12 protein-coding genes are annotated in these 18,817 nt (G+C 70.7%); 3 read left to right on the top strand and 9 right to left on the bottom strand.

All coding sequences use genetic code 11. The annotated features are described in order from the left end of the window. Positions 1-644: 644 nt before the first annotated feature. Positions 645-2,768, bottom strand: coding sequence for a DNA gyrase/topoisomerase IV subunit B (locus IEY95_RS24310; RefSeq protein WP_189188235.1), 2,124 nt, complete (start codon positions 2,766-2,768; stop codon positions 645-647). 439 nt (positions 2,769-3,207) lie between these two features. Between IEY95_RS24310 and IEY95_RS24305 the strand changes: the two genes are divergently transcribed. After that, positions 3,208-3,438 (top strand): DUF7455 domain-containing protein, encoded by a 231-nt coding sequence (locus tag IEY95_RS24305; RefSeq protein WP_121406526.1) that lies wholly within the window; start codon positions 3,208-3,210, stop codon positions 3,436-3,438. A 231-nt stretch (positions 3,439-3,669) separates the two neighbouring features. On the opposite strand, the gene IEY95_RS24300 is transcribed toward IEY95_RS24305, so the two are convergent. From IEY95_RS24300 to IEY95_RS24270, 7 genes are all read right to left on the bottom strand, one after another. Beyond that, positions 3,670-4,491, bottom strand: coding sequence for a serine protease (locus IEY95_RS24300; protein ID WP_189188234.1), 822 nt, complete (start codon positions 4,489-4,491; stop codon positions 3,670-3,672). Between the two features lie 131 nt (positions 4,492-4,622). Beyond that, positions 4,623-6,158, bottom strand: coding sequence for an RNA polymerase sigma factor (locus IEY95_RS24295; RefSeq protein ID WP_189188233.1), 1,536 nt, complete (start codon positions 6,156-6,158; stop codon positions 4,623-4,625). Positions 6,159-6,586: 428 nt separating this feature from the next. Then, positions 6,587-7,474 carry a FadR/GntR family transcriptional regulator gene (locus tag IEY95_RS24290; protein ID WP_189188232.1) on the bottom strand — a complete coding sequence of 296 codons (888 nt, stop codon included), beginning with the start codon at positions 7,472-7,474 and terminating at the stop codon, positions 6,587-6,589. Positions 7,475-7,636: 162 nt separating this feature from the next. Further along, positions 7,637-9,397 (bottom strand): ABC transporter ATP-binding protein, encoded by a 1,761-nt coding sequence (locus IEY95_RS24285; RefSeq protein ID WP_189188231.1) that lies wholly within the window; start codon positions 9,395-9,397, stop codon positions 7,637-7,639. A 123-nt stretch (positions 9,398-9,520) separates the two neighbouring features. Next, complete coding sequence (locus IEY95_RS24280) at positions 9,521-10,279, bottom strand: NUDIX hydrolase (RefSeq protein ID WP_189188230.1); 759 nt, start codon at positions 10,277-10,279, stop codon at positions 9,521-9,523. 131 nt (positions 10,280-10,410) lie between these two features. Then, a complete protein-coding gene (locus IEY95_RS24275; protein WP_308429336.1) occupies positions 10,411-12,498 on the bottom strand; it encodes a glycogen debranching N-terminal domain-containing protein in 2,088 nt (695 codons plus the stop codon). A 359-nt stretch (positions 12,499-12,857) separates the two neighbouring features. Further along, positions 12,858-14,246, bottom strand: a complete 1,389-nt coding sequence (locus IEY95_RS24270) for a DUF4192 domain-containing protein (protein ID WP_373294529.1) — start codon at positions 14,244-14,246, stop codon at positions 12,858-12,860. Positions 14,247-14,751: 505 nt separating this feature from the next. On the opposite strand from IEY95_RS24270, the gene IEY95_RS24265 reads away from it, so the two are divergent. Together IEY95_RS24265 and IEY95_RS24260 are read left to right on the top strand one after the other, a co-directional pair. Then, positions 14,752-16,932: a RecQ family ATP-dependent DNA helicase gene (locus tag IEY95_RS24265; protein WP_189188229.1), complete on the top strand. Its 2,181-nt coding sequence runs from the start codon at positions 14,752-14,754 to the stop codon at positions 16,930-16,932. A 223-nt stretch (positions 16,933-17,155) separates the two neighbouring features. Beyond that, positions 17,156-17,791, top strand: a complete 636-nt coding sequence (locus IEY95_RS24260; protein WP_189188228.1) for a hypothetical protein — start codon at positions 17,156-17,158, stop codon at positions 17,789-17,791. A 362-nt stretch (positions 17,792-18,153) separates the two neighbouring features. Here the strand turns inward: IEY95_RS24260 and IEY95_RS24255 are convergent, their stop codons facing one another. After that, entirely contained in the window at positions 18,154-18,780 is a 627-nt protein-coding gene (locus IEY95_RS24255; protein ID WP_189188227.1) for a hypothetical protein, read from the bottom strand. Between the last annotated feature and the right edge of the window lie 37 nt (positions 18,781-18,817).

Here is an 18,817-nt window from a genome sequence, read left to right as displayed (position 1 = left end):
TCGGCGTGCCGGGCGGAAGTCCTCGATGGGGGTCCCCCCGCGCGAGCGAAGCCGAGCGTGGGGGAGGAGCTACTAGGGCTTCTATCCGGTGCGGCGAGTGGGGGCACCTCCCACGCCCTTAAGGCAGTGGGGGAGCGTGCCGGGCGTCGCGACGCCGCGGAGATCCATCAGAAGCCCCCTAGACCTGACGGCCCCGTCGTCGAACGCCGGGCGGCCGAATGGTGCCGGCAGAGTGGAGGGCCGGCGAGCGGGCGAACGATGGGACGTACCCACCGCCGAACCCACACCCCCCACCCGCAACGGCTGCCGCACGCCCCGCCCACCCGCAACGGCTGCCGCACGCCCCGCCCACCCGCCGTCATCGACGCGGCGCACCCCCACGCGCCCGCAGTCGCCAGACCACGGAAGGGGCCGTGCCGGTACATCACATGCCCCGTCGCTTACGCGGCTGCCAACAGGCAGGACCCTGCAGCCCAAGCGATCTGCCACCGGCGACGGGGCGGATGTACCGGCACGGCCCCGACCCACCCAACGGCGGACGCGGAACCGCCCACCGGCGGAAACGCGGAACCACCCACCGCCAGGCCCCGCCCCACCCACAGACAGACAGACAGACAGCGAATCGCCCAGCCCAGCAGCAGCGCCTACGCGTCGATCCGCGACCGATCCAACGTCGCCGCCGAGCTGGAGATGAACTCCTTGCGCGGCGCCACATCGTTCCCCATCAGCAGATCGAACACCTGCTCGGACGCCTCGAGGTCGGAGATGTTGATCCGCCGCAGAGTCCGGTGCCGCGGATCCATCGTCGTCTCGGCCAGCTGATCGGCGTCCATCTCACCCAGACCCTTGTAACGCTGGATCGAGTCCTTGTACCGCACGTTCTTGCGCTGCAGCTCCAGCAGCGTCTCCCGCAGCTCACGGTCCGAGTACGTGTAGATGTACTTGTCCTGACCCTTCTTGGGCTGGCTGAGCTCAATACGGTGCAACGGCGGCACCGCCGCGAACACCCGCCCCGCCTCGACCATGGGTCGCATGTACCGCTGGAACAGCGTCAGCAGCAGAATGCGGATGTGCGCGCCGTCGACATCGGCATCGACGAGAAGAATGATCTTCCCGTAGCGCGCCGCGTCGATATCGAACGTCCGTCCCGACCCGGCTCCTATGACCTGGATGATCGCGCCGCACTCGGCGTTCTTCAGCATGTCCGTCACGGACGCCTTCTGAACGTTGAGGATCTTGCCGCGAATCGGCAGCAGCGCCTGGAACTCGGAGTTCCGGGCGAGCTTGGCCGTACCGAGCGCGGAGTCCCCCTCGACGATGAAGAGCTCACTGCGCTCCACGTCGTCACTGCGGCAGTCTGCGAGTTTGGCGGGCAGGGAGGAGGACTCCAGGGCCGTCTTCCGGCGCTGGGCGTCCTTGTGCTGGCGGGCGGCGATCCTCGTACGGGCGGCGGCGACGGCCTTCTCCATGACGACGCGCGCCTGCGCGGCAGCGTCCCGCTTCGTCGAGGTCAGGAACGCCTTGAGCTCCTTGGAGACCACATTCGTCACGATGCGACGGGCCGCCGAGGTGCCGAGCACCTCCTTGGTCTGGCCCTCGAACTGCGGCTCGGCGAGACGCACCGTGACCACGGCGGTCAGGCCCTCGAGAGCGTCGTCCTTGACGATGTCGTCCTCGGCGACACGCAGCAGCTTCTTGGCGCGCAGCACCTCGTTCATCGTCTTGGCGACGGCCTGCTCGAAGCCCGCGACGTGGGTGCCGCCCTTCGGGGTGGCGATGATGTTCACGAACGACTTCAGGGTCGTGTCGTAGCCGGTGCCCCAGCGCAGCGCGATATCGACACCGAGCTCACGCGTGACCTCGGTCGGCGTCATCTGCCCGTGGTCGTCGAGAACCGGGACCGTCTCCTTGAAGGTGCCGTGCCCGGAGAAGCGGAGGACATCGCAGACAGGCTTGTCGGTGGCCAGGTACTCGCAGAATTCACTGATTCCGCCGTCGAAGCGGAAGGACTCCTCGCCCTTGCTGCCGCCCTCGCCGAGCCCGTACTCGTCACGAACGACGATGGTCAGGCCGGGCACCAGGAACGCGGTCTGGCGGGCGCGCTGGTGCAGGTTCTCCAGGGAGAGCTTGGCGTCCTTGAGGAAGATCTGGCGGTCGGCCCAGTAACGCACGCGCGTGCCGGTGCGGGTCTTGGGGATCCGCTTGATCTTGCGCAGCCCGCTGGTCGCGTCGAAGGCGGCCTCAGGACCGTCCGACTTGAACGCACCCGGAGTACCGCGCCGGAAGCTCACCGCATGGGTCTGGCCACCGCGGTCCACCTCGATGTCCAGACGGGCGGAGAGCGCGTTCACCACGGAGGCACCCACGCCGTGCAGACCGCCGGAGGCCGCGTAAGAGCCGCCGCCGAACTTGCCGCCGGCATGCAGCTTGGTCATCACGACCTCGACACCCGAGAGGCCCGTCTTGGGCTCCACGTCGACCGGGATACCGCGGCCGTTGTCCCGCACCTCCACCGAGGCGTCGTCGTGCAGGATCACCTCGATGTGGTCGCAGTAGCCCCCAAGGGCCTCGTCCACGGAGTTGTCGATGATCTCCCAGAGGCAGTGCATCAGACCGCGGCTGTCGGTCGATCCGATGTACATGCCCGGGCGCTTGCGTACGGCCTCGAGCCCCTCGAGGACGAGCAGGTGCCGCGCGGTGTAGTTGGAACCGTCCCGGTCTGCTCCTGCCAGCAGCGCTGTGGACGGCACGGACGTTTCGGCGGTCACGCGGTTCGCTCCTCGCTGAATTTCAGATGGGGCCCTTTTGGGTAAGGGCCCGGCTTCGGTCGCCGCTCAGAGGGTACCGAGGCCTGGTAGAGCCTTTGTAACGCCACCCTCGCAAGAACTCAGACTAGTCCAGAGTCGCATGGGTGTTCGATCCCTCGATGGAGTGAAGTACATATCACGTTCCCTTCCAGGCATGAACCATTTAGCCTCGGGGCACGTCCTCATGAACAACCGGCACCCCGCCGGGAGGACTGACCCTGACAGACTGCGCGAACCCGTAAGACGCGAACACACGCAATACGGCTCATTCGCCGCCACCCGGCAGCAGACAGCCGCCCCGAAGAGAAATTTTCGAGGGAAAGCCACGAGCGGGAACGTTTTCGGCCTGGTTGGATGTTGACCCTGGTACGACAGCTCGTCGAGCTAGAGAAGAGGCGACGTGACTACTGTTCTGACCCCCGCGAGCCCACTGACGGCCGCTGACCGCTGCGACCGTTGCGGCGCCCAGGCATATCTGCGCGTCGTCCTCCTGAGCGGCGGAGAACTGCTCTTCTGCGCCCACCATGGTCGCAAGTTTGAGCCGGAACTCAAGAAGATCGCCGCTGAGATACAGGACGAGACGGAGCGATTGACATCCGTTCCCGAAAGCGTCAACGACGAAGAGCGCTGACACTTCGCATCAACGACGAGCGAGTGCCGGCATAGGTCGGCGAGCGGGCGGCCACTCTCTGGACACAGAGAGTGGCCGCCCATACTCGTACCGCACCCCCACTCCACTCAAGGGCCTCCCGCCGCGCGTGAGAGACATTGCCCCCAGCGGCCCCCGTCACGCGTCAGGACGGAGCCTCGAGCGGCTCCCAGCCCGCGTCAGTACGTCGCGGTCGGCGATCACATATGGCGTTCAGCGTTTCTTTTTCCCCAGAGTCCGGACCACGTCCGAGACCCGCGTATAGACCCCCGGGCTCCCCGCCCGCCCACAGCCGCTCCCCCAGGACACCAGGCCTATGAGCCGCCCCTGGGCGACCAGCGGTCCGCCGCTGTCCCCCTGGCAGGCGTCCCGCCCGCCCTCGGTCTCCCCGGCGCACAGCATCGACGCAGCCTGATACGTGCCGTCGGAGTCGCCCGGATAGGCCGCCTTACAGGCGGCATCAGGAAGTACGTTCACGCGCGCGGCCCTGAGACTGCCGGCGTAGTCTCCACCACCGGTCGTGTCCCCCCAGCCGTAGACAACGGCATCCGTACCTGGCTCGTACGCCGGGTCTCCCGAAGGCGCCATACGGATGACCGAGCTCTCGGGGAGCGGGGTGGCGAGCGTGAGCACGCCGAAGTCTCCGGCGTTCGTATGGGCGTCGTAACCCGGGTTGACCCAGATGTCGCGTACGGAAATCTCCTTGCCGTCGTTCGACAGAAGGTCCCCGCGGTCGGCGACGACCTTCAGGTCACGCGTCTGTTCAGGCGGCGCCCCCAGCACCTCCGTGCCCAGGCAGTGGGCCGCGGTCAGGACCTGGGACGGGCTGATCACCACTCCTCCGCAGAACTGCCCCGCCCGTGTACCCCCGAACCGGTCACGACTGGACAGCGCCACTGTCCACGGACTCGCGGAGATCTCGACCGGAAAGCCTCCTATGACGACACTGTCCGCAGCCGCCGGGGCGGGGGCCGCCAGCGGTATCGCGGCTGCGGTGGCCGCGAGGGCCAGCACTGAGGCAAAGGGACGGCGCATGGGCGCTCCTCACTCTGGGATGGTCATGGAACACCCAGAGTGATCCAGCACGCGCGTGCACGCATTCCGCGTACGCGCCGAGGGCCCGGCTCCCAGTGGGAGTCGGGCCCTCAGTGACGTATGGCCGAGACCTAGTCGAGGTAGTCGCGCAGGACCTGGGAGCGGGACGGGTGACGCAGCTTCGACATCGTCTTGGACTCGATCTGGCGGATCCGCTCACGGGTCACGCCGTACACCTTGCCGATCTCGTCGAGGGTCTTCGGCTGACCGTCGGTGAGACCGAAGCGCATCGAGACGACGCCCGCCTCGCGCTCGGACAGGGTGTCGAGAACGGAGTGCAGCTGCTCCTGAAGGAGCGTGAAGCTCACCGCGTCGGCAGGGACGACGGCCTCGGAGTCCTCAATGAGGTCACCGAACTCGCTGTCGCCGTCCTCGCCCAGCGGGGTGTGCAGGGAGATGGGCTCGCGGCCGTACTTCTGGACCTCGATGACCTTCTCCGGGGTCATGTCGAGTTCCTTGGCCAGCTCCTCCGGGGTGGGCTCGCGGCCCAGGTCCTGAAGCATCTGACGCTGCACGCGCGCGAGCTTGTTGATGACCTCGACCATGTGCACCGGGATACGGATGGTGCGAGCCTGGTCGGCCATGGCGCGGGTAATCGCCTGGCGGATCCACCAGGTGGCGTACGTGGAGAACTTGTAACCCTTGGTGTAGTCGAACTTCTCGACCGCACGGATCAGACCGAGGTTGCCCTCCTGGATGAGGTCCAGGAAGAGCATGCCGCGGCCGGTGTAGCGCTTGGCCAGGGAGACCACCAGACGGAGGTTGGCCTCCAGGAGGTGGTTCTTGGCGCGGCGGCCGTCCTCGGCGATGATCTCCAGCTCGCGCTTGAGCTTGGGGGCGAGCTTGTCGGCGTTGGCCAGCTTGTCCTCGGCGAACAGACCGGCCTCGATGCGCTTGGCGAGCTCCACCTCCTGCTCGGCGTTGAGCAGCGGGACCTTACCGATCTGCTTGAGATAGTCCTTGACGGGGTCGGCGGTGGCACCGGCAGCAGCGACCTGCTGCGCGGGCGCGTCGTCCTCGTCCTCGTCGGACAGCACAAAGCCCTGAGCGCCGTCCTCGGCGGGCTCTTCGGCACCGGGCTTGCCCGGGGTCTCCTCGACCGCCTCGTCGTCGATCAGCTCGACGTCGTCCTTCTTGGCGGTGGTCTTCTTGGCCGCCGTCTTCTTGGCGACCGTCTTCTTGGCGACGGCCTTCTTGGCGGTCGCCTTCTTGGCAGGGGCCTTCTGGACGGACGCGTCCTCAGCCGGATCGTCGGCGACAGGCACTGCCGGAGCAGCGGTGGCGGTGGCCTTCTTGGCGGTCACCGTCTTCGCCGCCACGGTCTTGGTGGCGGTGCGCTTGGCGGGACTCTTCGCTGCGACGCTCTTTCGGGTGCGCTTGGGCTCCGCGGCACTGACCATCAGCGTCACACCCTCTTCCTCGAGGATCTGGTTGAGGCTGCGCAGTACGTTCTTCCACTGAGTGGCCGGAATCTGGTCAGCTTCGAAGGCCCGACGCACGTCATCGCCGGCGATCTGCCCCTCAGCCTTTCCCCGCTCAATGAGCGCCATGACAGAGACGGACTCGGCGATCTCAGGCGGGAGCGTACGGGATGTGCTGGCCGACACGAACAACCTCTCGGAACGTTGGAAAACGGCTTCCGGCCCCGTCCACCGTGGACAGGAACCGACGACCGCCGGCTTGGGGATGGGCCGACGGCGCGGGCGGGGGCCGGGAAGATACACAGCGCCGTAAACGGCGTCCGTATTCCCTCCTCGGCTGTCACCTCTTAGGTCATCGCGCTGTTCCGAAGAGCGTTACGCCCAATCTGCGTGGCCCGAGTCACACCCCGTAAGCGCCCAAAAGCAGGCAGATACGGAAGAAAGGGGTCAGTCGATGGCCTCCGCCACATCGCGCCCCCGGACCCCGCCGGGTCCACGAAGGATCCGACAGGGGTCCGACGGGAGATGGTTCGCCGGCCAAGCGATGGCACCAGCCGGCCAAGCGATGGCACCAGAGGGCATACGCCCCCGACCGCGCCGCCCTCGGTGCGCGGTCAGTGTTCGCGCGGCGCGGGCACCACGCGCTCCACCTCGGGGTGCACGGTGAGCAGTTGACGCATGGCCGTCTCCGCCGCCGCGCCATCCGACGCGCCGAGGGCGTCCACGATGCGCGCGTGGTGCGCCAGGGAGACGTCGTTGGGCCGGTCACAGCCGGTGACGGGGCCGCCGGAGACCTGCAAGGCCGCCGACACGATCCCTGAGAGGTGCTCCAGCATCCGGTTGCCCGCGAGCTGGATGAGCAGCGAATGGAATTCAGCGTCGGCCCGCGAGAAGGTGAGCGAGTCACCCTGCGCCATGGAATGGCTCATGATCTCGACCATGTCGCTGAGCCGCTGCTGGACCTCCTCGCGGCCGTGCCCGGCCGCGAGGCGCGCAGCGAGCGGCTCGATGGTCCAGCGCAGCTCGCTCAGCTCACGTCGCTGATCGTCGCGCTGCGGCCCGAAGGCCCGCCATTCGATGATGTCCGGGTCTAGGAGATTCCAGTCGCTGACGGGGCGCACGCGCGTGCCGACGTTCGGCCTGGCGCTGACGAGCCCCTTCGCCTCCAGGACCCGGAGAGACTCACGGACGACGGTGCGGGAGACCTCGAACCGCTGGCCGATCTCCTCGGGGACGAGTGGGCGGTCCGCGCCCAGGTCGCCGGAGACGATCATCTGGCCCAGTTGTTGGACGAGTTGGCCGTGCAGCCCGCGTCCGCGGCTGCCCGCGGCGCGTCGGCCCACACGGCCGAGCTCCGGGTCCGCGCTCTCCCACGCGGGGGCGCCCACGCGGTCGGCACCAGAGGCCTCGGCATAGGGGTAGCGGTCGAGTTCGCCCGGGCCGGCCAGGCCGGAGTCGGCGGAGCGGGCGGCGGTCATCATGGTCTGCGCAAGGGTACTCACGGATCCTTTGTCGGCGTTGGCTCCAACTCCCTTGAGGTCTTTGGTGAAAAGCACACGAAAGGGTGATCGCTCACCCCGTCGCAATTGACGCCTTATCGGAAAGAAATGGGCTTTCTTCGGGGAGTTGTGCACACGGCGGGAACGGAAGGGTCCGGACGGTCGTCATCGGACCCTGCTCCGCAGGGTCGTGAGCAGATATGCGCAGAGCAGGGCGGTCAGCGACAACATCAGTGCACCGCCCACGGGTTGGGCGATCACCCGCACGACGGCCGCCAGATAGCGTTCGCCCCCGAACGGCCACTGCATCAGCACCAGCTCGCGCAGCCTCAGGGGGAACCCTGCCGCGGTCCGCACAGACGGCCCCTCCAAGGTCTTCTGTACGAGCGGTACGACGAGGACCGGCACCGCGACCACCGCCGCGAGCCCGGCGGTCGTGGACCGGAAGGTTCCCGCGGCCAGCACACCTGCCCAGGCGCAGCCCACCACGAGGCCGATCCAACTCGCACTCAGAGCAAGCCAGTCCGCGGGAACATCGGTGAGCTCCCGTCCGTAGACGAGGTACAGCATTTCGAGGTCGCATCCCACGGTGAGGAAGGCCAGCGTCAGCGCCGTGGCAGAGGCGACGAGGAGTTTGGCGGCGAGCAGTCCCATGCGTCGGGGGACAGTCCCGCGGTCCGCGGCCAGAGCAGGGTGGCGGAATTCGTCACCGAAGGCGATGGCGCCGAGCAGACCCGCGCCGAGCGCGGCGGGCGGCAGCGGAAATTCCCGCGGCCAGGCGGCAAGGAGACGCGGCTGGGGCGTGTGACCGATTCTGGCCAGGAGGACGGACAGGAGGGCCGACGTGACGAGAACGGCGGCCGCCGTGAGGTAGCCGGTGCCCACTCCGGCGGCGCGGCGCAGCTCATAGCGCAGGGGACGCAGCGGGCTCGGGGCCTGACGTACGGCGATGGGGGGCGGGAGGGGAGGCAGGGTGGTCGAGGCCAGGGTCTCGGCCGGACGAGGCCCTTCCGCCGCGTGTGCGTCCCCCTCGGCGGACGGCGAAGCGGCGGGCCCCATGTCGCCGGTCTCGTCGGCGAGTTGATGTACGAGGACGCCGTGCCGGAAGGCGGTCTCGCCGACGTCGGCGCATGTGCTGCCATACACCAAGAGCCGGTTGCCGTCCTCGCGGACGACCTCGATCGAGCGCTGTGCGGTGCGTGCCTCCTTGGCCAGCAGGGCGCTGAGCCGGACGGCGTGCGGACTGCGGACCGCGACCCGGGGGCGGAGCCGGGTGCGGGCGAACTCCGCGACCTCCTGGTCCGCGACGAGCCGCCCCTCCTCCAGCGTGACGACCCGGTCGGAGGTTCGCGCGGCCTCCTTGGGGTCGTCCGTGGTGAACAGCACGGTGCCGCCCTGGGCCGCGTGCGCGCGGAGCATTCCGTGCATCCAGCGGCCTTCGCCGGCGGAGAGTCCCTCGGCAGGGGCGTCGAGGACGAGGGTGTGCGGGTCGGACAGGAGTGCGCACGCCAGGCCGAGGCGGCGATCCATACCGCGCGAGAGCGTGCCCAGGCGTTCGTCGCGGAGGCTGACGAGCCCGACAACATCGAGTACTTCGTCCGCGCGTCCCACGGGCACACCAGTGGCGGCACACAGCATGCGGAGTTGGCCGCGGACCGTCCGCGCCGGGTGACCGGGCACCTCCCCCAGGAGCACCCCGACTTCACGCGACGGATGGGCGATCCGATGCAGCGGGCGGCCTCTGAAGTAGGTGATTCCGCGGCCCTGTTGGAGTTCAAGCATGAGCTTCAGCGCAGTCGTCTTGCCCGCGCCCGGGACTCCGAGGACCGCGGTGACGTGGCCCGCGCGCGCCTCGAAGGACACGTCGTCGACAGCGGGCGGAAGCTCCTTGCGAGGGTTGCTGGTCAGTCCGATGGCCTGGATCACCCGAAGCAAGATAGCGCGATATTTCCGGAATTCCGGGCACCTCGGGGCTCGCCTCGGGAAGGCCTCACACCTCTGGTGAGCAGATCCCGGCCGCCTCGGCCGCGACCGGTGATCCCGCCCAGGTCAGACCTCGGGGCGCAGCATCGGCGGGTTGAGCAGCGTGGCGCCGCCCGCGCGGAAGAGCTGGGCGGGGCGGCCGCCCTGGCGCGTGGTCGTGCCGCCCGTGGGCACCAGGAAGCCCGGCGTGCCCGTCACCTTGCGGTGGAAGTTGCGCGGGTCGAGCGCCACGCCCCATACCGCCTCGTACACGCGGCGCAACTCGCCGACGGTGAACTCGGTCGGGCAGAAGGCGGTGGCCAGCGACGAGTACTCGATCTTGGACCGAGCACGCTCCACACCGTCCGAGAGGATCTGCGCGTGGTCGAAGGCGAGCGGCGCAGCCTGCTCCCCGTCGCGTCCGTAACCACCCTGCTGCAGCAGCTCCTCGACGGGCGCCCAGCGCGCGCTCTTGGCGTCGCCACCCGCCCGGGGCGCCGGCAGATCGGGAGCCAGCGCGAGATGAGCGACGCTGACCACCCGCATCCGCGGGTCACGCTTGGGGTCGCCGTACGTCGCGAGCTGCTCCAGGTGCGCGCCGTTGTCCTGCGCGGGGGCGGACGGGTCGTGGGCACACAGCCCGGTCTCCTCGACCAGCTCACGCGCCGCCGCCTGGGCCAGATCCTCGTCGGGCCGTACGAAGCCGCCCGGCAGCGCCCAGCGCCCTTGGAAGGGCTGCTCACCCCTCCGCACCGCCAGCGCGCACAGGGCATGGCGGCGCACGGTCAGCACGACCAGGTCCACGGTCACGGCAAAGGGCGGAAAGGCCGACGGGTCGTAGGGCATGTCGCGATCATAGTCGTCTGCCTGACGATAAACACTCCTTTCGTCAGCCGCTCCCAGAGTTGATCCACTTCCGCCCGGTACGGAGCGCACCAGCTGCCGCGGGTCGCGGTCCGAGGACGCGTCTCACAAGGTCACACCCCCAACTGCAGTCCGTCGGCCGCCTCCTCGACCATGGCGAGGCCGAGCCTGCTGACGCGTACGGAGAAGGGCGCGCCCGAGATCCGCAGTCCCGTCAGCCCGATCTCGCCCAGCGGCGCACCACGGACCGGGCACAGCGTCACCGTTCCGGCCGGGGCGTCGGGGCGGATCCCGGCCAGGGAGGTGAGCAGCAGCACCCCGGCGGCCGCGGCCACGGCCGCCGGTCGGCAGGCCGCGGGATGAGGCAGCGGGACGCTCCCCTCCGTGCGCGGCTCCCCCGCGTACATCTCGGGCAGCCGATGGCCGAAGGCCTCGGCCGCCGCGAGCACGCCGCGCAGCAGCGAGTTCGCCTCTTTCTCGTAGCCCGCGGCGGCCAGCCCCGCCACGGCGACCACCGTCTCCTGAACGCGCACGGCGCCACCGCGATGACCGAACGGGTTGTACGCCGCCTCCTTCGTCTCCAGGCTGCGCAACCCCCAGCCCGAGTCCATGGTCGGGCCGCCGAACAGCCGCGCCAACTGCTCGGTCTGCACCTTGTCGAGCAGGCCGGGAGCCAGCACTCCGCAACCCAGCAGACCGGTGTCGAGGAGGTGGGCGGTGCCGGAGCCCAGGTGTGGCACGAGCCGCCCGTCCGGAGCCCGGGCGCCCGCCGGTCTGCCGCCTCCCCGGTCTTCGACCCAGAAGTCGTCACGGAACGCCGTCCGTAGCTCTTGGGCCCACTGCCGCAGCCCCGCACCCCCCGGCCGGCCATGCGCGTCGAGCAGATCGGCGCCCAGCAGTGCCGCCCGGTGGGCGTGAGCCTGTGTCTCGCAGCGGAGCGGCCCGCCGGGGTGTGGATCGGGAAGATAGATGCCGTCGCCGACGGTGGTCCGCAGCCACTCGAGGCACCGCTCGGCCGCGGGCACCAACTCCTCGACCTCCTGCTCCGCAAGCCCCCAACGGCGGGCCTCCGCGAGCAGCACGGGGAAGAGCAGCGTCGCCTCGGTCGCCGTGCAGCCCGGCGGCAGATGCGGCCCTCCGTCCCGGCGCGGTCCTGGAATCAGGCCGGATCGCGGTCCCGGACCGGCGAGTTGAGTGCGGGCGAGAGTCCGCAGGGTGCCCGCGGCGAGGCGAGTTCCTAGCGGCAGCGTCATCCGCGCCGCCGCGAGCGCCTCCCCCGGCGCCAGGCCACACCGCCAGGGAGCCCCCGCCGCGAGGTGTGTGTCGGACGGGTGCCGGGTGTCGCGCAGCAGCAGCGCCTGGAGATCCTCGACGCAGGTGCGCAGGAATGCGCCGACTCTGGGGTCGTCGCCCGCTGCCCGGGCCGGAGCGAACGGGCTCGCCGCGCCGCGTCCCAGCACGCCGATGGGCCCGGCACCGTCCGGCCGTACGCGCAGCTCCACGCTCCGGGTACCACCCGGCGGCAGTTCGAGCTCCCAGCGCAGCAGCCCCGCGGAGGCCAGGGCGTCGCTGGGCGGCGGGTCGGCGGTGACGGCCGAGTGCCCCGTAGGGCAGGACCACCGCAGGCCGGAGTCGTGGACGCTGGCAGGCAATTCGGGTCCGGCCCGGCCCGAGGCAACCGCACCCAGTCCGGCAAGATCCGTGCCGAGCGCGACCTCGACGGGCAGGCGCAGGGTACGAGGGGCCGCGCTCTGCAGGGTGATCCGCTCGGTGCCGTCCGCGTACCGCGTCCGTTCGACGACCACGTCCGGATCCGGGCCCGCGTGGGGGGACGCACGCAGCGTCCCCACGAAGCGCGCTCGGTCGGCCGCGACCATCCTGGCCTGCACAGCGAGCGGTTCCCGGCCGGCGACCCTCACCTGGCAGCGGGAGAGCATGCGTCGCCCCGCTCGGTAGAACCCCTCCAGCCCCTGGCCGGTCAACTGCCCCTGCTCCGTCGAGATCGCCAGCCCCGGCAGGGCAACGCAGATCAGGGCCGTGTGAGCGGGCGGCAGGTCCACGGTCCGGCGCGGTGTCAGAAGCGACGGTTGGGAAGCCGTGAGGCCGCCCAGTCCCCCGAAGGGGGACGCGGAGCTGTCAAGTCCCGGGAGCGGGGCCGGCGGGTCGCCCGGGCACATGACGGACTGCACGGTCCTGCGCACGTGCGGATGGTCGCCATCGGGGGCCGAAGACGGGCTGGGCAAGGGCATGAGGCATTTCCTCCGCGCTCGATGCGTCTGGAGCGCGCTCGGCGCCGGGTGGGGGGCTCCGTAGGGTCGGGGCCTTTGCGGCGGCGCGGCCCGGTCACGGGTTCCGCCACTCAGGTGAACGGAGCGGCCCTGCCCGGGGTCACGCCCTCGGCCCGGGAAGCCGACCGGATGGCGGTGGGGTGACGGGTCGGCCGGAGCCCCCTTCGCCCAGGGCGCACGCTCGCTCGACCGCCCCGAAGCCAAACCCCGCGCCAGGTCCAGGCCCCACCTCACCCGATTCGATCCGCCCCGCACCAGCCCGGTCCCGACACTCACGTGTCCTCCCCCAACCCGTGCCGATTGGCTTCGCGGCGTGCTCGTGGCCGACGGCTCGTGCCCTCGGCGGCGCGGACCGGTCCTTCCCCGGCGGGCGAGGCCTCGTCGGCGGGTCGGCGTCGGCGGACGCCCGCTGTCCCTGGGCCTCGTCGGCTTGGACGACCTGCTCCGTTCCCTGCCGGGCGCGTACGGCGTCGGCGCCGGGTGGCGGTCCCGGCGCCCGGAAGCCGAGGGTCCGGCGTAGGTGCGACCGATCCGAGTGGCGCCTCGAGACCGGTGGCTTGCTCCGTTTCCGCGGGGGCACGGCCGGTGCGCTCCGCACGTAGGCAACGGCGGATGGACTCCGGGTCCAGGCCCTCGTTGCACGCCTGGTGCAGGAGGCGGGCGAAGAGATAGTCGGGATCGGCACCGAGCGCCATGGCGAGGGCCTCCCGGGCCTCCAGTTCGTCGCCCGTGGACCAGGCGACCCACCCGGCGAGGGTGAGGGGTGCGGCGGCGTGCTCGCGGTAGGGGCCGACGCAGCGGCGGGCCAGCGCTCGCCACAGACGCAGGGCGGGGCCTGCCTCCGCGCCCTCCATCCACTCAGCGGCACGGTCGCGGGTCGTGCGGTCCTGGAGGCCGAGGATCAACATGGCGGCTTCCTCGTGTTCGAGGAGTCCATCGTCACGCAGGTCCGCCGGACGTGTGCCGGACACCGGTGGGGCGTCGGCGAGGCGTCCCATGATCCGCCCGGCCAGTTCGAGAGCCTCCTCGGCCACATCGGCACGGCTCTCGCCGTCCAGGATCCTCGGGACCAGAGCCATGCTCGCCGTATCGAGCGCGACCTCCTGCTCCACGGCGGCCGCCGTCTCCCAGGAAAGGAACCTGGCCGTCAATTCCCGTAGGGATCCACGCACTTGGATGCCCGCGTACGTCGCGGCGGCGGCGAGGACGGACGTCCCGGGCAGCCCCATCGCCTCACCCTCGGGCGGACAGCACCCTTGACCCGGGCAGGTGTACGACCAGAAGCGGCCGTCGGAGATACAGAGGGCCTCGATCACGGGGACGTCGAGGCGACCGCACGCCCTGCGCAGCAGCTGCGCGAGCGGGCGCAGACGCTCCATGACCTCCCGCGCCGATTCACCGCTCCCCGGTTCCTGGCAGAGGTACGCCACCATGCTCTCCGGCCGGGCGCCTCGGCGCTCACTACCCCTGACCAGCCCCTGTGCCAGCTGCTCGGACACCGACGGCCAATCCCCCGCCTGGGCGGGGATACCGATCCGCGCACGGCCGCCGAACCGCCCACGCCGCTCCCGGTCGTGCAGGGCGACCAGCACAATGCTGTCCTCGGGCCGATACCCGAGCAAGTACGGCAGAGCGTCGGCCAGTTCGGCCGGTGTGCGCAACGTGACCTGATGCTCGCCATCGGGACCGCCCGGACCACCGGGGGTACCGGGGACGCCGTGACCCACGTACCGTTCTGACCGGCCATGGCCGACGTGACCGTCGCCATCACGCCCCACCTGCCCGATGAGCTCGCCCCGTCCCGCCCGATCCGCAGGCGCATCACGTCCTACGCACCCGCCGAACTCGCTCTGCCCGGGAAGCCCGCCGGGCAGGTCCTGCCCGGCGGGCCCGGACCGACCGCCCGGCCCGCTCCGCCCGTCGCGCTCACCGCCTCCGCCACAGCTGTCGTGTCCGCCCTGCCCGTCCTGCCGACCGAGCCCGCAGATGTCCTCGTCGCCGGACCTGCCGGCCGCTTCGTCGTGATTCGTCATGCCGTGACCATCCCGCGGATCGCAGAATTCCGCTTCGCCCTGTGGATAACCACGACCATGACCACGTCAGAAGTTGTCCACAGCTCGACCGGCTCGTTCGCGCAATGTCCGAGCCATCGGGTTGCATGGGGCCATGACCAACGAAGACCCGCGACCCACAGTCACCGAAGACCTCCGTACCGCGGCCGATGCCGTACTGGCCCGTCTCGTCGGCGCCCAGGCCGGCCAGGCCCGGCTCCGCGAGGACCAGTGGCGCGCCATCGAGGCGCTGGTGGCCGACAAGCGCAGAGCCCTGGTCGTGCAGCGCACCGGCTGGGGCAAGTCCGCGGTGTACTTCGTCGCGACCGCGCTGCTGCGCGAGCGAGGCGCCGGGCCCACGGTGATCGTCTCGCCGCTGCTCGCGCTCATGCGCAACCAGGTTGAGGCGGCCGCCCGGGCCGGAATCCACGCGCGGACGATCAACTCCTCCAACACGGAGGAGTGGGAGACGATCCAGGCCGAGGTCGCCGCGAGCGAGGTCGACGTTCTCCTGGTGAGCCCGGAGCGGCTCAACAATCCGGACTTCCGCGACCAGGTGCTGCCCAAGCTGGCAGCGGCGACCGGCCTGCTCGTGGTCGACGAGGCGCACTGCATCTCCGACTGGGGCCACGACTTCCGGCCGGACTATCGCCGGCTGCGCACCATGCTCGCCGACCTCCCGCCCGGCGTGCCCGTCCTGGCCACCACAGCGACGGCCAACGCGCGCGTGACGGCCGATGTCGCCGAGCAGCTGGGCACCGGAGCCAGCACGGACGCCCTTGTCCTGCGCGGGCCGCTGGACCGGGAGAGCCTGAGCCTCGGCGTACTGCGGCTGCCCGACGCCGCCCACCGGATGGCCTGGCTGGCCGAGCATCTGAAGGACCTGCCGGGCTCGGGCATCATCTACACGCTCACGGTGGCAGCCGCCGAGGAGGTCACGGCCTTCCTGCGCCAGAGCGGGCACACGGTGACGTCGTACACGGGGAAGACGGAGAACGCGGACCGCCAGCAGGCCGAGGAGGACCTCCTCGCCAATCGTGTCAAGGCCCTGGTCGCCACGTCCGCGCTGGGCATGGGCTTCGACAAGCCCGACCTGGGGTTTGTGGTGCACCTGGGTTCGCCCTCGTCCCCCATCGCCTACTACCAGCAGGTGGGGCGCGCGGGCCGCGGCGTGGAGCATGCCGAGGTGCTGCTCCTGCCGGGCAAGGAGGACCAGGCGATCTGGGAGTACTTCGCCTCGATCGCCTTCCCTCCGGAGGAGCAGGTGCGCCGCACGCTGGACGTCCTTGCCAGGGCCGAACGGCCGCTCTCGCTGCCCGCGCTGGAACCACTGGTCGAGCTGCGCAGATCACGTCTGGAGACCATGCTCAAGGTGCTCGACGTGGACGGGGCGGTGCGCCGGGTTCAGGGCGGCTGGATCTCCACCGGCACTCCGTGGACGTACGACACCGAGCGCTATGCCTGGGTCGCCAAGCAGCGGGCTGCCGAGCAGCAGGCGATGCGGGACTACGTCACGACGACCGGCTGCCGGATGGAGTTTCTGCGGCGGCAGCTGGACGACGAGGGGGCGGCACCGTGCGGGCGCTGCGACAACTGCGCGGGAGCGCGGTTCGAGGCGTCCGTGTCCCCCGAGGCGCTGAACGCGGCCAACGGCGAGCTGGGCCGAGCGGGCGTCGAGGTCGAGCCCCGGAAGATGTGGCCGACCGGTCTGCCGGCGGTCGGAGTCGACCTGAAGGGACGTATTCCGGCCGGTGAGCAGGCCGCTCCGGGGCGCGCTTTGGGGCGGCTCTCGGACATCGGCTGGGGCAACCGGCTGCGACCGATGCTCGCACCCCAGGCCCCGGACGGACCCGTACCGGACGATGTCGCCAAGGCCGTGATCGGCGTACTGACCGACTGGGCCAAGGGACCCGGCGGCTGGGCCTCCGGACAGCCCGACGCGCAGCCGCGCCCGGTCGGCGTCGTGACCGTGGCTTCCCGTACGCGGCCACGGCTGATCGAGTCGCTGGGCGCGCGGATCGCGGAGATCGGCCGGCTGCCGCTGCTGGGTTCCGTGGAGTACGTCGGCGAGGGGTCACCGATCTCCCGGAGCAACAGCGCCCAGCGGCTGAAGGCGCTCGACGGCGCCCTGACCGTCCCCCCTGAGCTGGCCGCCGTCTTGAAGGAAGCGGGCGGTCCGGTCCTGCTCGTGGATGACGCGACCGAGACGGGCTGGACGCTCGCCGTGACCGCCCGCATGCTTCGCCGAGCCGGTGCACAGGGGGTGTTGCCGCTGGTCCTGGCCGTACAGTCGTGACTCACGCATCGCCGAGCGAAACTCTGGGCAGGGATATAGCCGACGCATCGCCCGAAACCGGTCTGTGGCCCCAATTGCTCGTTGCCGCAACCAAGTTCGACAGGAAGAATTGAGGTCCGCTCCCCGCACGGTTCGCCCGTGGTCCGGTAGGGCTCTGCTGCGGCGTGCGCTCCCCCAAGTCCGACCCCGCCCGCAGTGTGGGCGCGTAGCCGAAGGGAGGACCGTGACCTTCGGATTCGCTCCGTCCTCGGCGGCATCCTTGTCGACGTCAGCCGACCTGTCCGCCGCTTCCGCCAACCCAGTGGCTCGGATGCTCGAACCCGCAGAGTGGGCCTCGGCCGGGATTCCGCTGCTGCGCAATCCTCGGGAAGTCGTCAGCGGCCTCCACGCACGGCACCGGCCCAGGCCCTCCACCGCGGTCGTGGCTGTCCTCGACCAGGACGAGCGGCTGGCGGCGAGCGCTTCCTTCATCCGGCGTCCCGCCCCGGCCGACGGCTGGCTGTTCCGCAACGCGCTGCTCGCGCAGCTGCGCCGGGTCATCCCGCACGACCTGCGGCGCCGCACTCCGGTGCGTACGGCGGTGCTGCTCTACTGTCGCGACGGCGATGCGCGTTGGACCGAGGAGGACGGGGCGTGGATGTGGGGCTTGCGGGACGCCTGCACACTCCATGGGCTGCGCTGTGGGGCGTACATCACCCTGACGCGTGACGGCTGGCAGGTCCTCGGCGAGGGCCGCGGTGGACGCCGTCCCAACTCGGAGTCGCTGCCGGAGCCCTTCGCCACGGCCGAGGCGCCGCCACCGCTGCCGCGCGCTGGGGGCGCCACGTCGGAGGTACTGCGCCGGGCAGCCGCCCGCTGAGACGCCCGCCCCAAGGCGCCGCCGCAGGCTGGGGCAGCCCGCTCACACGGCAGTGCCACCTCACGCCGAGCAGCCGAGCAGCCGAGCAGCCGAGCAGCCGAGCAAGGGTGAGACAACGCAGCGGTGATCCAACGATCGGTGGGCCGGCCTCGCGCATCACGCCCACCCCGGGAACGTACGACAGACATAGGACGCAGGCAGCAGACACGCACAGCGGACGCGCACAGCAGCAGGAACACACGAAGGCGCTGCGCGCACGCGGACGCACTGCAGGCATGCCGAGGTGACCGCCGTGCAGGTGCCGCCGCAGCGGCACCCTCAGCGTTCCGCCGAACGAATCCCGGACGGTGTCCGGAGCCCGCTCAGACGCCCGCGCCCAGCACCGAGTTGATCTGCCGCGGGTCGCCGCAGACGATCAGCAGGGCGCCGGCCCGGCTGAGGGCCAGGGGCAGGGCCGAGGCGGCGGCAGCGTCGGGACCGCCGTTGACGGCGACCAGGACCACGGGACGGGACGCGGCCCGGCCCGCGACGGAGGCATCGGCGTAGAAGACGTCGTCGCCCACGTCGTGCTGCGCCCAATACGCGGCCTCGCCGAAGGAGAGTTCGTGCGCGGCCCACGGGTGCGGTTCGCCGGTGGTGATCACCAGCACCTCACCAGGGGCGCGGCCCGACTCCAACAGCAAGTCGACGGCTTCTTCGGCAGCGTCCAGCGCGCCCTGGGCCGAGGCCGGGATCAACTGGATCTGCGGGGTGACGGCAGCCGGTGCGGCAGCCGGTGCGGAAGGTCCCGGCGAGGCCACGACCGGCTCGCGCGGGGTGCGTTGGGTCGGCATCGGCCGGACAGGACCCGGACGGCCGGGACGCGGCGGAGCCGCGGGACGGGGGCCGGGTACGGGGCGGGGGGTCGGCGCGGTGCGGCCACTGGCCGGAGTAGCGCGGGGACCCTGGGCACTCTCGTGAATCTGAGGCTCCTCGGGAATGAGAGGCATGAGCTGATATTTATCAAACGCCGGTGCGACTCGCGTC

Origin of the sequence: Streptomyces albiflavescens, assembly GCF_014645835.1 — a bacterium.
Lineage (GTDB): Bacteria > Actinomycetota > Actinomycetes > Streptomycetales > Streptomycetaceae > Streptomyces > Streptomyces albiflavescens.
The sequence above is the reverse complement of the archived record's forward strand: the minus strand, read 5'-3'. Positions and strand labels throughout refer to the sequence as shown.

Bases quoted from the DNA above. Each gene is read 5' to 3' on its own strand.
- IEY95_RS24300 (WP_189188234.1), bottom strand. From the start codon at position 4,491: ATGCGCCGTCCCTTTGCCTCAGTGCTGGCCCTCGCGGCCACCGCAGCC.
- IEY95_RS24280 (WP_189188230.1), bottom strand. From the start codon at position 10,279: ATGCCCTACGACCCGTCGGCCTTTCCGCCCTTTGCCGTGACCGTGGAC.
- IEY95_RS24265 (WP_189188229.1), top strand. From the start codon at position 14,752: ATGACCAACGAAGACCCGCGACCCACAGTCACCGAAGACCTCCGTACC.
- IEY95_RS24255 (WP_189188227.1), bottom strand. From the start codon at position 18,780: ATGCCTCTCATTCCCGAGGAGCCTCAGATTCACGAGAGTGCCCAGGGT.